This is a genomic window from Acidisoma sp. S159 (assembly GCF_009766125.1).
Classification (GTDB): domain Bacteria; phylum Pseudomonadota; class Alphaproteobacteria; order Acetobacterales; family Acetobacteraceae; genus Acidisoma.
The window spans coordinates 284,798-298,591 of record NZ_LMUG01000008.1 but is presented as its reverse complement, the minus strand read 5'-3'; the positions used below and the strand labels follow the sequence as shown (position 1 = coordinate 298,591).

The 13,794-nt window shown below is 64.7% G+C and carries 9 protein-coding genes; 5 read left to right on the top strand and 4 right to left on the bottom strand.

What is annotated here, in order from left to right; all coding sequences use genetic code 11:
• Window positions 1-877: 877 nt before the first annotated feature.
• Entirely contained in the window at window positions 878-3,778 is a 2,901-nt protein-coding gene (uvrA, locus tag GSQ92_RS04690) for an excinuclease ABC subunit UvrA (RefSeq protein ID WP_254065551.1), read from the bottom strand.
• A gap of 278 nt (window positions 3,779-4,056) precedes the next feature.
• On the opposite strand from uvrA, the gene ssb reads away from it, so the two are divergent.
• The 4 genes from ssb to GSQ92_RS04670 all read left to right on the top strand — a co-directional run bounded on the left by ssb (window position 4,057) and on the right by GSQ92_RS04670 (window position 8,804).
• A complete protein-coding gene (gene ssb, locus GSQ92_RS04685) occupies window positions 4,057-4,581 on the top strand; it encodes a single-stranded DNA-binding protein (protein WP_158802260.1) in 525 nt (174 codons plus the stop codon).
• A 74-nt stretch (window positions 4,582-4,655) separates the two neighbouring features.
• Window positions 4,656-6,329: a diguanylate cyclase gene (locus GSQ92_RS04680; protein ID WP_159013094.1), complete on the top strand. Its 1,674-nt coding sequence runs from the start codon at window positions 4,656-4,658 to the stop codon at window positions 6,327-6,329.
• Window positions 6,330-6,439: 110 nt separating this feature from the next.
• Window positions 6,440-7,369, top strand: coding sequence for an aspartyl/asparaginyl beta-hydroxylase domain-containing protein (locus tag GSQ92_RS04675; RefSeq protein ID WP_159013093.1), 930 nt, complete (start codon window positions 6,440-6,442; stop codon window positions 7,367-7,369).
• Window positions 7,370-7,442: 73 nt separating this feature from the next.
• The gene (locus GSQ92_RS04670) at window positions 7,443-8,804 is read left to right on the top strand and encodes a chloride channel protein (RefSeq protein ID WP_158802257.1); all 1,362 of its coding nucleotides are present in this window, start codon (window positions 7,443-7,445) and stop codon (window positions 8,802-8,804) included.
• Here the strand turns inward: GSQ92_RS04670 and GSQ92_RS04665 are convergent.
• The 3 genes from GSQ92_RS04665 to GSQ92_RS04655 form a co-directional block, all read right to left on the bottom strand.
• Entirely contained in the window at window positions 8,789-10,267 is a 1,479-nt protein-coding gene (locus GSQ92_RS04665) for a mannose-1-phosphate guanylyltransferase/mannose-6-phosphate isomerase (RefSeq protein WP_159013092.1), read from the bottom strand. The genes GSQ92_RS04670 and GSQ92_RS04665 overlap by 16 nt on opposite strands.
• A gap of 68 nt (window positions 10,268-10,335) precedes the next feature.
• On the bottom strand, window positions 10,336-11,763 hold the full coding sequence (locus GSQ92_RS04660; RefSeq protein ID WP_216849968.1) for an MFS transporter: 1,428 nt from the start codon (window positions 11,761-11,763) through the stop codon (window positions 10,336-10,338).
• Window positions 11,760-12,929, bottom strand: a complete 1,170-nt coding sequence (locus tag GSQ92_RS04655; RefSeq protein WP_216849967.1) for an MFS transporter — start codon at window positions 12,927-12,929, stop codon at window positions 11,760-11,762. The genes GSQ92_RS04660 and GSQ92_RS04655 overlap by 4 nt, the downstream gene beginning before the upstream one ends.
• Window positions 12,930-13,138: 209 nt before the next feature.
• On the opposite strand from GSQ92_RS04655, the gene GSQ92_RS04650 reads away from it, so the two are divergent.
• Complete coding sequence (locus tag GSQ92_RS04650; RefSeq protein WP_158802256.1) at window positions 13,139-13,792, top strand: cytochrome c3 family protein; 654 nt, start codon at window positions 13,139-13,141, stop codon at window positions 13,790-13,792.
• The last annotated feature ends 2 nt before the right edge of the window (window positions 13,793-13,794 follow it).

The following is a 13,794-nucleotide window of genomic DNA, read 5'->3' as shown; positions in this document are numbered from 1 at the left end:
TGTGGTGAAGTGGTGAGCGTTACAGGGCGAAGGTTAACGAGGGGCTAATGCGGAGGTGTGCTTGTCTGGGAGGGTGTGCGGGTGTCACTCAGTCTCTGAACTTACTGCGCCTCGTCAACACTTCTCCCCTCCCTTGCAGGGAGGGGAGATCACGTACTCACTGAATACGCAGCTCACTTGATGCGTGCCATGCCGCGGTTTGGGACGCGGGTTCAGACGGGGGCGAAAACGAGGGTTAAGAGGCGTTGTTCGATCCGCAGTGGGAGAAGTATTGCCCGTGGAAATGTTTCACCAACTCGGGGTCCGCCCCCACTCCCCACTGCTTACAGGCTTCTGCGCAGAAGGCCGCGTACTGTTCTTTGGACATGCAAAAGCCCGTCTTCTGTTGTGAAGCGGGGGCGTGCGGCTGTACGTAGCTTGAGGGGCCGGGAGCGACCGGATATCCTCTCGCATGATGCTGTGCACCAGACTGCGCCGATGACCCGGGACCAGGCCGCTCTCTGAACAGTTCCTCCGTAAGGGTGGGCTGATCCGGATTGAAATTTCCTGCCGAGACGTGTTGTGTTTGTTGTGTTGGATGTGAGACGGACACCGAGACCTCCTGGATTGATAGAGAAATGACTCGCGCATGCTGAGCGCTACCGCTCAGGACACTGAACGCGGTCGGCGAAGATGGGCGAAGAAATCGATACGAAATTGCACCGAATTGTTGATTGTGCGAAGCCGTTTCGTTCCGCAAAATTAGTTGGCGGAACTGTCTAAACTCTAAACGTCCACGCGTTGGTTTTGTGACGTGTCAGAGTTAGCGCCGTATCCGCGCACAGCTTTCGGCCTGCCGCTCGGCAGGCGGGCCACCAGTCTTCGGTCAGCGCCAGGATCAGGCGCGCTTGCGGGCGGCCTTGGGCTTTACCGGGATGACGGGCAGTCCCTCGAGCAGAGGCGTCAGGAAACGGCCGGTGTGGCTTGCCGGGTTTGCCGCGATGTCTTCCGGCGTGCCCTCCGCGACGATGCGGCCGCCGCCGTCGCCGCCTTCGGGACCGAGGTCGAGAATCCAATCGGCGGTTTTAATGACTTCCAGATTGTGCTCGATGACCAGGATCGTATTGCCCTGATCGACCAGCGCATGCAGGACTTCCAGTAGTTTCCGAACATCCTCGAAATGCAGTCCGGTGGTCGGCTCATCCAGGATATAGAGCGTGCGCCCGGTGGCGCGGCGGGCGAGTTCCTTGGCGAGCTTGATGCGCTGCGCCTCGCCGCCCGACAATGTCGTCGCCTGCTGGCCGAGCTTGACGTAGCCCAGACCGACGCGGTCGAGCACGGAAAGTCGCTCGAAAATGCGCGGCACGGCGGCGAAGAAGGGCAGCGCCTCCGCCACCGACATGTCGAGCACATCGGCGATCGATTTGTCGCGGAACTTCACTTCCAAAGTCTCGCGATTGTAGCGCTTGCCCTTGCAGACGTCGCAGGTGACGAAGACGTCCGGCAGGAAGTGCATTTCGATCTTGATGAGCCCGTCGCCCGAGCAAGCCTCGCAGCGGCCGCCCTTCACGTTGAAGCTGAAGCGGCCGGCTTTGTAGCCGCGCGCGCGACTATCCGGCAGCTCGGCGAACCAGTCGCGGATCGGGGCGAAGAGATCGGTATAGGTCGCGGGGTTGGAGCGCGGCGTGCGGCCGATCGGCGACTGGTCGATGTCGATGATCTTGTCGAGTTCGCCTAAGCCGTCGATGCGGGTATGCGGCGCCGGCACCTCGCCGCTGCCCATCAGCCGGCGCGAGACCGCCTTGTAGAGCGTATCGACGACGAGGGTCGATTTGCCGCCGCCCGAAACGCCGGTGATGCAGGTGAAGGCACCGAGCGGGAAGCGCGCCGTGACGTCCTTGAGGTTATTGCCCGTGGCACCGACCACGGTGAGCATGCGCGCACGATCGACCGGGCGGCGGCGCTCCGGCACCGGAATCATGTTGCGGCCTGAGAGATAGGCGCCGGTGATCGACTTCGGATTGGCCGCCACCTCGGCCGGAGTGCCTTGGGCGATGACGTAGCCGCCATTGACGCCGGCGGCGGGGCCCATGTCGATCACATGATCGGCAGCGCGGATGGCGTCCTCGTCATGCTCCACCACGAGCACGGTATTGCCGAGGCCGCGCAGGCGCCTGAGCGTGCCCAGCAGCCGTTCGTTGTCGCGCTGATGCAGGCCGATTGAGGGTTCGTCCAACACATAAAGCACGCCGGTCAGGCCGGAGCCGATCTGGCTCGCGAGCCGGATGCGCTGGCTCTCGCCGCCCGAGAGGGTGGTCGAGCCGCGAGCGAGGGTCAGGTAGTCGAGCCCGACATCCATCAGGAATTTCAGCCGGTCGACGATCTCGCGCAGGATGCGGCGAGCGATTTCCTGCCGCTGGGGCGTGAGTTGTTCGAGCACACCCTCGAACCAGGGAAGCGCCCGCCGGATGGCAAGTTCGGAAGCCTCAGCGATGGTCGAGCCTGCGATCTTGACCGCCAGCGCCTCGGGCTTGAGGCGAGCGCCGTTGCAGACGGCACAGGGCTTGTCGGCCTGGTAGCGGCTGAGTTCCTCGCGCAGCCAGGCACTGTCGGTTTCCTTCCAGCGGCGGGCGAGGTTTTTGAGCACGCCCTCGAAGGGTTTGTTCACGGAATAGGCGCGCACACCGTCCTTATAGGTCAGCTCGACCGAGACATCGCCCGTACCGTAAAGGATGCCGTCTCGCGCCTTCTGGGGCAGCTCGTCCCAGGGCGTCGTCATCCGGATCTTGAAGTGCTTGGCGAGACCCTGCAGCGTCTGGTCGTAATAAGGTGTCTGGCTATGGCTCCAGGGTGCCACGGCGCCGGCGTTCAGCGGCCGCCGCTCATCTGGCACGACCAGCGCGCCGTCGAAGAAGCTTTCGAGGCCGAGGCCGTCGCAGGCCGGGCAGGCGCCGTGCGGCGAATTGAAGCTGAAGAGCCGAGGCTCGATCTCCTCGATCGAGAAGCCGCTGACCGGGCAAGCGAAGCGGGAGGAGAAGGTGATGCGCTGGCTGCCATCCGCTGCGGCATCGGGCGGCTCGGCATAGACCACGCCATCCGCGAGGCCGAGCGCGGTCTCAAAGCTGTCAGCCAAACGCGGCTCGATGCCGGGGCGAACGACCACGCGGTCCACCACCGCCTCGATCTCATGCTTGGTCTTGCGGTTCAGCGCGGGGACATCGCCAATTTCGTAGAGCTTGCCGTCGACCTTGACGCGGGTGAAGCCGCGGCGCTGCAACTCCGCGAGTTCCTTGCGATACTCCCCCTTGCGGTCCCGCACCACCGGGGCGAGCAGCAGCAGCCGCGTGCCCTCCGGCATGGCGGCGACTCGATCGACCATCTGGCTCACAGTCTGCGCCTCGATCGGCAAGCCGGTGGCGGGGGAATAGGGGATTCCGACTCGTGCCCAGAGCAGGCGCATGTAGTCGTGAATTTCGGTGACGGTGCCGACCGTGCTGCGCGGATTGCGGCTGGTGGTTTTCTGCTCGATTGAAATGGCGGGCGAAAGGCCCTCGATGCTGTCGACATCGGGCTTGCCCATCAGTTCGAGGAACTGGCGGGCATAGGAGGAAAGGCTCTCTACGTAGCGGCGCTGGCCCTCGGCATAGATCGTGTCGAAGGCGAGCGACGACTTGCCCGAACCAGAGAGCCCCGTGATGACCACGAGACTGTCCCGGGGAATCGAGACGTCGATGTTCTTGAGATTATGCTCCCGCGCGCCGCGCACGGTGATGAAGGAGCCGTGCCGAATGTCCGTCACGCTGAGACCGATGTTCCTGAGGTGTTCCGTCTACGACAGGCGGGTGCCGGGTGCAAACCGCCGCCATGGAAGATCGGCATTGCGTCGCCGGATTTAAAGCTCCAGAGAATACTTGCAACCCCGGGTTGAATCTGAGAACTTTAGCTCAATGCGACGGACTGGAAACTCGTTTCGATGCACGAATTAAAGTCTGGCCCATTGCAACCGCTGGTCCCAGACTGGGGCGTAAGGTATAGGCCGCGTGGCAAATACCAGCGTTCTTGTTGAGGAACCAGCCTATGGCCGGCAGCGTTAACAAAGTGACTATCGTGGGCAATCTCGGCAAGGATCCCGAGGTCCGAAACACCCAGTCCGGCATGAAGATCGTCAATCTTCGGATTGCCACTTCGGAGAGCTGGAACGACAAGGCGAGCAATGAGCGCCAGGAGCGCACTGAGTGGCATAGCGTCGTCATCATGAATGACCGCCTTGCCGATGTGGCCGAGCGCTTTCTTAAGAAGGGCAGCAAGGTCTATCTCGAGGGCAAGTTGCAAACCCGGAAATGGACCGATCAGGCTGGCCAGGAGCGCTATTCGACCGAGGTTCTGCTCGGTCGCTTCGGCGCCGAACTCGTGTTGCTCGATCGACCCGCCGAGGGCAGCGGCGCCGCACGTGGTAGCGAGCGGTCCTACGATCAGGCACCTGATCGCGCGGCACGGCCCGCGGCGGCGCGCAGTGGCGCGGGCGGCGGAGCTGGTGGCGGTGGCGGTGGCTGGGATGCCGGCCGGGGCGGCGGCGACCTTGACGACGAGATACCCTTCTGAACGCGCCGCCCAAGAACGACCCGGCCATAGCGGACGGACGGGAGGAGACGCCGGCCAATCCGCCATTCGGCAGCATGCCACCGTTGCTCGCGCGCGCCTGGCGGCTGTCCTGCACCGGTGAGGTCGAGACCGCGCTCGCCGAAGCTCAGCGCGTGCATGACCAAGCCGCCGGCGAGAAAGATGAGTCTTTCCTGCGTGGCATGGCGGCAAGCCACATGGCTTGGTACTGCTTCATGCTCGCCTATTACGAGGAGGGCATCCTGCATGTCCTCTCGGCTCGCGACCTGTTCAAGGCGCGTGGCGACAAGCCCCGCGAATCCTGGTCGCGCTGCGTTCATGCCTGGCTGCTGATCGAGATCGGCGCGCCGAATGAGGCGCTCGACGAGGCGATGCTCGGCCTTGGACTGGCTGAGGCGTCGGGCGAGGATACCGCCATCGCTTTCGCGCTCAATGTGGTGGGTGTGGTCTTCTGGATGCTTCGGCAACTGGACCGGGCGCTGGAATTCACGGAGAGATCGGTCGAGCTGGCACGGCGTGTCGGCATCGATGTCGACCTCGCCCGGTATCTCGTCAATCTGGCGGGGATCGAGGCGGAGTTCTGGCACGCCACCCACGACGATCATGGCACCACGACCCGACCCGACGAGGTGCGGCGGCGAATGGAACGCGCCGTTCTGCTCGCCAGCGAGGCACAGGAACGATCCAGCGCCGCGGGCGATGCCTGGACCGAGCGGATAAGCCTCTGCAACATCGCGGAATACGAGTTGTTTCTGGAGCGGCCGGAGAATGCGGCCGAGGCGCTGAGCAAATGGAACCGGCTCGGCGGCGGCGGCGGCGCGCGTTCGCAGATCTATTACCTCTTCGCGCTCGGTAAGCTGCAGCTTGCCACCAATGAGAGGGAGTTAGCGGTTGGGACGCTGCGCGAATGCGCGGCCACCGCCGCGGATGCCGGCGACCTCGAAATCGGCGTGCCCTGTTGCCGCTCCTTGGCTGAGGCCTATGGCGGCCTCGGCAAGTTCGAGGACGCGCTTTACTGGCATCGGGAGTTTCATGCTCGGCATGTCCGCAAGAGCACCGATACCTCGCAGATCCGGTCACGGGTGGCGGCGATCCATTACGAGACCAACCAGCTCCGCACCCGGATCGAGGCCGAGAGGTCGCGCGCCGATGGGCTGGAGCAGATGAACAAGGCGCTGGCCCAGGAGGCGAAGCTCCTCATGCATGCGAGCATGGAGGATGTGCTGACGGGGCTGCCCAATCGCCGCCGGCTCGAGCGCGCGCTGCTCGACGTGGAGTCCGAGACCAAGGTCTATGCCTGCGCGATGATGGACATCGACAGGTTCAAGCTGGTCAACGACACCTTCTCCCATTCGGTGGGCGATGACGTGCTGCGGCAGGTCGCCGCCCTGCTGCGCGACGCGACTCGCGACATCGACCAGCTCTTTCGCTATGGCGGCGAGGAGTTCGTTCTTCTGATGAACGAGACGAGCATCCTGGCGGCGTCGAAGATCTGCCGGCGGGTGCAGGATGTCATTCGCGGCTGGAACTGGTCGCTGATCCACCCCGATCTGCGGATCACGCTGAGTATCGGTGTCGCCGAGTCGGAGGAGGCCGGCAGTCCGGCTCAGGTCATGTCGATCGCCGACGAGCGGCTTTACGAGGCGAAGCATACGGGACGAGACCGTGTGGTTACTCGCGGCCGCTTCGCCGTGCTGCATTCCGGACCGACGGCGCCGTTGCTGCATTAAGGCCCGGCGTCCCATTCACCTGCGCTTTCCAGGCAGTAATGAGGATGGGTGGAGGCCGGGTGGCGGGGTGTGGTAGTTAGGGGATGTCCACGGGAGAGTAGTAGCCGGACATGTCCTTTCACACCCTCATTGCCTATTGGCCGCTCAAGCTTGCGGTCATCGTTATTTTCCTGGGTTCGGCGATGCTGGTGCATTTCCGGGGCAAGGTGCGGCATCGGTTCAGCCGGCAGCTGACCGACCACTCGACCTTCCTCGCGCCCTATAACGCCCTGGTTTACCTGTTTTCCCGAGTGCCATCGAAGCCGTTCCTGCGCGAGGAGGACCTGCCAGGGATCGCCGCTCTCACCGCAAAATGGGAGATCATCCGGGACGAGGGCATGCGGCTCATGGATGACGGCATGGTCCGCGCGTCCGAGGGCTATAACGATCTCGGCTTCAATTCCTTCTTCCGGCGTGGTTGGAAGCGCTTTTACCTTAAGTGGTACGACTCGCCGCTGCCCTCCGCCGAGAAGCTCTGCCCCGAGACCGTGAAGGCGCTGGAGCAGGTGCCGGGTTTGCATGGAGCGATGTTCGCGATGCTGCCGCCGGGCAGCCGGCTCGTGTCCCACCGCGATCCCTTCGCCGGCAGCCTCCGCTATCATCTCGGGCTGCGTACCCCGAACAGCGACGACTGCTTTATCGAGGTGGACGGCCAGCGGCGGAGCTGGCGGGACGGGCAGGCGCTGGTCTTCGACGAGACCTTCATCCATTTCGCCGAGAACAAGACTGACGTCAATCGCCTCATCCTCTTCTGCGACGTCGAGCGGCCGTTGCGCTCGCGGCTGATGACAGGGATCAATCGCTTCGTCATCCATCACCTCGTCAAGGCGACCGCGACGCAGAATATGGAGGGCGACAAGGTCGGCTTCGCCAATAAGGCCTTCGGTAGCGTCTATAAGATCAGGCTGGTCGGCAAGCGGCTGAAGAAGTGGAACCGCAAGGTCTATTACGCCTGCAAATACGCGATCGTTCTCGGCGTGCTGGTGTTGATCTTCTACTAAGCAGACGGGCCCGCCGACCTTCGACGTGACAGGCCGCTGGTGACAGCGCTCTCCGCGCGCAGGATAAGCGCAGATGCGCATCAACCGACGTTTGTTCCGCCAGCTCCGGCGTCTACCGCTGGTCTCGCCGCGACTTTGGCTGCGGCGGATCGCTTTCTGGGCGGGGGCGGTCATGGTGGCGCTGATGGCGATCGCCTTCGCCTGGCTCGCGGACGAGGCGCAAGCCACGTTTCGCTGGATGACGGGACCTCGCCCCTGGCTGGTGCTGATCCTGGCGCCGGGCGGCCTGGCGCTGGCGGTGACGCTGACTCGCAGTGTCTTTCCGGGTGCGCAGGGCAGCGGCATTCCTCAGGTGATCGCAGCGCTGCATATGACGGACCTCGCAAATATCTCGCGCGTGCTTTCGTTGCGGGTGAGTTTGGGCAAGGTTTTGCTGACGCTGATCGGACTCCTCAGCGGCGCTTCGATCGGGCGCGAGGGACCTACGGTGCAGGTGGGCGCCTCGATCATGCATGCGCTCGGGCGCGCTCTACGACTGCCCCGGCCCGAGACGCAGCGTGGCCTTATCCTGGCAGGGGGCGCGGCGGGCGTGGCGGCGGCTTTCAACACGCCGCTCGCGGGCATCGTCTTTGCGATCGAGGAACTGAGCCATAACTTCGAGGCGCGCACCAGCGGCACGGTGCTCACCGCCGTCATCATCGGTGGCATCGCGACCTTGGCGCTGTCAGGGAACTACACCTATTTTGGCGTGACCACCGTGAGCCTGCCGCTTGGCGTGGGCTGGCTGGCGGTGGTTCTTTGCGCCGCCGCCGGCGGGCTGCTGGGCGGCGGGTTCAGCCAGATTCTTATTCTCGCGCCGTTCAGCCTGCCTGGGCGGCTAGGCATGTGGGTGCGCGGCAGGCCCGTCGCCTTCGCGGCGATTTGCGGGCTGGTGATTGCCCTGGTGGGTCTGGTGTCCCATGGCGCCACTTATGGCACCGGCTATGCCCAGGCGCGCGCGCTGGTCGAAGGCAATGCTCGGCTGCCGGTGAGCTTTTTCCTGCTCAAATTCATCGCCAACGTCGCGTCCTATCTTAGCGGCATACCGGGCGGGGTCTTCGCGCCAGCGTTGTCGGTCGGCGCCGCGCTGGGGAGCTGGCTCGCGCATTTCTTCCCGGAGACACCAGCGCGAGCGATCGTGCTGCTCGGTATGGTCGCTTATTTTTCGGGCGTCGTGCAGGCGCCGATCACGGCTTTCGTCATCGTGCTGGAGATGACGGCGAACCAGCAGATGGCGATCCCGATCATGGCGACCTCAATGCTGGCTTTCGGCTTCTCGCGTCTGGTCTGCCGCAGACCGCTGTACGGCACGCTGGCGCAGCGGTTTCTGCGCGAGACAGAGGGGGCGGCGGCGCGCCTAAGGCGGGCGCCCCGCAAGCCTCAGCTTCGGCCGTAGGTGTCCTCTAGCCGCACGATGTCGTCCTCGCCGAGATAGGCGCCGGACTGGACCTCGATCAGGGTGAGGGGAATCTTGCCGGGGTTGTAGAGGCGGTGGACGCAGCCCAAGGGCAGGTAGATGCTTTCGTTCTCGCGCACCAGGACCTCCTCGTCGTTGCGGGTCACGATGGCGCTGCCGGCGACCACGACCCAGTGCTCGGCGCGGTGGAAATGCTTTTGCAGGGACAGCCGCTCGCCGGGCTTGCAGACGATACGCTTGACCTGGAAGCGATCGCCCTCGGTCAGCACCTCGTAATGGCCCCAGGGGCGGTAGCTGATGTTGTGCATGATCGCCTCGGGCCGACCCTGAGCCTTGAGGCGCTCGACGATCTTCTTCACGTCCTGAGTGCGGTCGCGGTGCATGGCGAGCACGGCGTCCTCGGTCACCACGATGACCGCGTCCTCCAAGCCCAGTACCGCCGTCAGCATGCCGTCACTGCGGACGTAGCAGCGTTTGGCGTCCTCGAGCAGCACGTCGCCGACCGCGACATTGTTCGCGGCGTCCTTTTCGCCGAGGTCCCAGAGCGCGCCCCAGCTTCCGACATCCGACCAGGCGAATTCGGCGGCGATGACGGCGGCGCGGTCGGTGTGCTCGGCGACGGCATAGTCGAGGCTGATATTCGGACAGGCGGCGAATTCGTCGCGGCCGAGGCGAATGAAGTCGAGGTCCGAGGTTCGGGCTTCGACGGCGCGGCGGGCGGCGGCGAGCACGCGAGGAGCGTGGCGCTGCATCTCCTCGATTATGGTGCCGACGGTGAAGACGAAGATGCCGGAGTTCCACAGCACCTTGCCGGTCGCGATGAGCGTGGCGGCGAGTGCAGCGTCGGGCTTTTCGATGAAGCGGGCGAGGGCATGGGCCTCGGGCGCTTCCGGCAGGGGGTCGCCCATCTCGACATAGCCGAAGCCTGTCTCCGGGGCGGTGGGACGGATGCCGAAAGTCACGATACGGCCGGCTCGGGCGACCTTCGCGGCGGTCAGCAGGGTGGAGCGAAGTTTCGCGGTGTCGGGGATCTCGTGGTCGGCGGCCATCATGCAGATGACGGTTTGCGGGTCATCCTGCGCCAGCAGCAGCGCGGCGGCGGCGATGGCGGGGGCGCTGTTGCGGCCGACGGGCTCGAGCAGGATACGGGCGCCTTTGACGTTGGAGTCCCGCATCTGCTCGGCGACCAGGAACCGGTGGGTCTCGTTGCAGACGATGAGGGGCGGCGCGAATTCGCCGCCGGCCGTGCGGAGCGCCGTTTCCTCGATCAGGGATCGGTCGGAGACGAGCGGCCAGAACTGCTTGGGGAAGCTTTCGCGCGAGACCGGCCAGAGGCGAGTGCCGGAGCCGCCGGAGAGGATGACCGGAACGATGCGTCCGGCGGCGCGCCCGGTCTTGGCCAGGCTGCGGGCGGCGAGATCGGGCGTGACATCGGAGGACATGGCGGGCCTGCTTCCTTGGGTCGAGCGGTATCCGGGTTAAAGTCGAGCCGGGTGGCTGAAAGATGGCGCTAACGCCGATGACGGCTGACTTCGGCGCCGGCATTGGGGGCGAGGCGCCAGAAGTCGAAGGTGGGCAGGGCGCAAAGCAATGCCGTTGCCAGGAAAGCAAATCGGAAGGCGTCGGGTGAGAGGCTTGTGCTCTCTAGGAGCGGCGGCCCAAGCCGAAGCATGACGGCGCCGAAGGCGATCCCTAGCCCCACCGAGACCTGCTGGCCGAGGTTGAACAGGGTATTGGCCGAGGTCATGCTGGCGGGCGGCACCTCGGCATAGGCGAGGGTATTGATCGCGGTGAACTGCATCGATCGCGTGGCGCCGCTGAGAATGAGCAGCGGCAGCAGCAGCCATAATGGCGTGGCCGGGCTCAGCCAGGCGAAGCCCGCAAAGGTGGCGGCCAGGATAAGGCCGTTGACGATGAGCACGCTGCGGAAGCCGAAACGGCGGAGGATCGCGGAGGTCAGCGGCTTAATCCCGAGATTACCGGCGAAGAGGAACAGCAGCAGCGAGCCGGAGGCGACCGCGCTGCGGTGAAAGCCGATTTGGAACAGCAGCGGCAATAGAAAGGGCGCCACGTTGATGGCGATGCGCACCGTTGAGCCGCTCCAGAGCGTCGTGGCGAAGCTGCGGATCCGGAGCGCCGAGAATTCCATCAATGGCGCCGGGTGACGGGCCGCGTGACGCGCGGTGGCGACGGCGCCGATCGCTCCGAGCAACATGAGGCCGAGGCTCACGGCGATGTTGCCATTGGCCGTGCCGAGCAGGCTCGCGCCATAGACGAAAGCGATGGCGGCGCTCGCGCTGAGGATAACGCCCGTCCAGTCCAGCCGCCGGGCCTCCGTGGTGCGACCGCCCGAGAGGAGGAAGAGGGTGGCGCCAAGGCCGAGCAGGCCGAGCGGCAGGTTGATGAAGAAGGCCCAGCGCCAGGAGGCGTAGGTGGTGAGCACGCCGCCGACGACTGGTCCCAGGACCGGGGCCACCAGGGCGGGCCAGGTGATGAAGGCCGTGGCGCGCATCAGATCGCGCTTCGGCGTGCTGCGCAACACCAGGAGGCGGCCGACCGGCACCATCAAGGCGCCGCCCACCCCTTGGATCACGCGGGCGGCGCAGAACCACCAGAAGCCGGTCGCGATGCCGCAGAGAACCGAGGCGAGGGTGAAGATCAGGATGGCGGATGCGAAAACGCGGCGGGCGCCGAAGCGCTCGGCCGCCCAGCCACTGAGCGGAATGCCGGCCGCCAGCATGATCATGTACGCGGTCATGCCGAGGTTGAGGTCGATGGGATGGACGTGGAAGCTGCGTGCCATTTGCGGGATGGCGGTGGCGATGATGGTGCCGTCCAGCATCTCCATGAAAAAGGCGCCCGCGACGAGGAGCGGGATCGACGCCGGAAATCGCCCGGCGAGCGGGCTCTGGATCTGTGCGATGGGTGCGGCAGTCACGGCGTGACGCGCCGCATCTCGGCACGGGTATGGGCGAGGTAGAAGCTCAGCGCGAGCATGGGCGGAACGACGCCGACCAGCGTGACCATCGGCCAGCCGTCCCGCGCATAGGCGAAGGGTGCGACCGCTGAACCGATGGAGGCAGCGAGGAAGGCGCCGGCGATATAGAGCGCGTTGAGCCGGCTGCGATGCTCTGGCGCGAGGCTGAAAAGCGCCCGCTGCGCGAAGGCGGTGTGGCCCTGCACACCCGCGTCGATCAGGATCGCGCAAAGGCCGAGGATCGCGAGGCCCAGCAATCCCGGTCGCAACGCGCCCGGCCAGGCAAACAGCGTGCCGCCGATCACGAGCGAAATGCAGATCGCGGTGCCAATGCGGCTCCAGCCGCCATCCGCGAAGCGCCCGGCGATCGGCGCCACCAGCGCGCCCCCCGCACCGACCAGCGAGAACAAAGCGATGCCGCGCTGGGACAAGCCGTACTCGTCGGTAAGTTCGAGCGGTATCGAGGTCCAGAACACGGTGAAGGCGAAGAAGAGAGTCATATGATAGGCGGCGCGCCGCTGGAGAACCGGTGTGCGGGCGAGCAGCGGACCGAGAGACCTGAGCAAGGCGAGATAGCCGAGGCGCCCGTGTGGACGGCGCTCCGGCACGTAGCGCCAGAAGATCGCGGCTGTCGTCGCCATCATGATCGCCGAAACGACGAAGACGCTGCGCCAGCCGGTGAAGCTTGCGATGATGCTGGAGATCGGCCGGCTGAGCAGAATGCCCGTGAGCAGGCCGCTGACCACGGTGCTGACCTGCCGCCCCATGCGTTTGGGCGCCGCGAGATGAGCCGCCATCGGCACCACCATCTGCGTGGTCACGGAGGTAATGCCGATCATCAGGCAGGCGAAGAGATAGAGCGCGGCATTGTGGGCGAGCGATGTCAGCAGCAGCGTGATCGAGCCGCAGAGCAGGGTGATCGTCATCAGCCGGCGGTTCTCAACGCGATCGCCGAGCGGCACGAGGAGCAGTAATCCTATAGCGTAGCCGAACTGGGTCAGCGTGACGACGAGCCCATAGGCATCGGGCCGCAAATGAATGGCGGGGCCGATCAGGCCAATGAGCGGCTGCGAGATATAGAGGTTGGCGACACTCACCGCCGCGGTGAAGGCGAGCAGAAACGTCATCCCGGCGGACATACCGTCAGGACGGGACAGGGAGCGATTTGGCATAGTTCAGCTATTGCGCCGCAGCACGCTCTGTCAATCAAGCGCTGCGGTGAATTGTTACACGATCACAGCTTAGAGATCGTCGCCGACCAGAATTGACACCATGTGAGCAGAACGGCCTAAGTCCTTCGCGTCTCAACTCAATTCCAGGCGGTTCGCGCGCATTCATGGCAGCGATCTTCACTCCGGCCGCCAACGGCGCCATGCGCGGTGCATTGCTGGCACTCGGGTTGCTGATCGCGGCTCTCGTCGGTTTCTGGTGGCTGTGGCCGAGCTCGCTCTACATGCGCAAGACTGGCTTCGTGATCGAGCAGCCGGTGCCGTTCAGTCATCAGCATCATGTCGCGGGCCTGGGCATCGATTGCCGTTTCTGTCACGCAACTGTTGAGACTTCCGCCGATGCCGGGATGCCACCCACTTACACTTGCATGACGTGCCATTCGCAGATTTGGACCAATGCGAAGCTGCTCGAACCGGTCCGGCTCAGCCTCGCGGAGAACAGGCCGATCGTCTGGAGCCGGGTCACCAATCTGCCCGACTATGTCTATTTCAATCATAGCATCCATATCGCGAAGGGTGTCGGCTGCGCGAGCTGTCACGGTGCGGTGGATCAGATGCCGCTGACCTATAAGGCGGTGAAGCTCACGATGCAGTTCTGTCTCAACTGTCACCGCAACCCGGGCCCGCAACTGCGGCCGAAGAGCGAGATCTTCAATACGTCCTGGAGGCGCGACGCGAGCACGCCTAGCCCGCAGCAGCTCATCGCCTTTTATCATGTCGGTGGGCGCAATCTCACCGACTGCTCGATCTGTCACCGGTAGGC

Bases quoted from the DNA above. Each gene is read 5' to 3' on its own strand.
- GSQ92_RS04655 (WP_216849967.1), bottom strand. From the start codon at position 12,929: ATGACGTTTCTGCTCGCCTTCACCGCGGCGGTGAGTGTCGCCAACCTC.
- ssb (WP_158802260.1), top strand. From the start codon at position 4,057: ATGGCCGGCAGCGTTAACAAAGTGACTATCGTGGGCAATCTCGGCAAG.
- GSQ92_RS04680 (WP_159013094.1), top strand. From the start codon at position 4,656: ATGCCACCGTTGCTCGCGCGCGCCTGGCGGCTGTCCTGCACCGGTGAG.
- GSQ92_RS04675 (WP_159013093.1), top strand. From the start codon at position 6,440: ATGTCCTTTCACACCCTCATTGCCTATTGGCCGCTCAAGCTTGCGGTC.
- GSQ92_RS04670 (WP_158802257.1), top strand. From the start codon at position 7,443: ATGCGCATCAACCGACGTTTGTTCCGCCAGCTCCGGCGTCTACCGCTG.
- GSQ92_RS04665 (WP_159013092.1), bottom strand. From the start codon at position 10,267: ATGTCCTCCGATGTCACGCCCGATCTCGCCGCCCGCAGCCTGGCCAAG.
- GSQ92_RS04650 (WP_158802256.1), top strand. From the start codon at position 13,139: ATGGCAGCGATCTTCACTCCGGCCGCCAACGGCGCCATGCGCGGTGCA.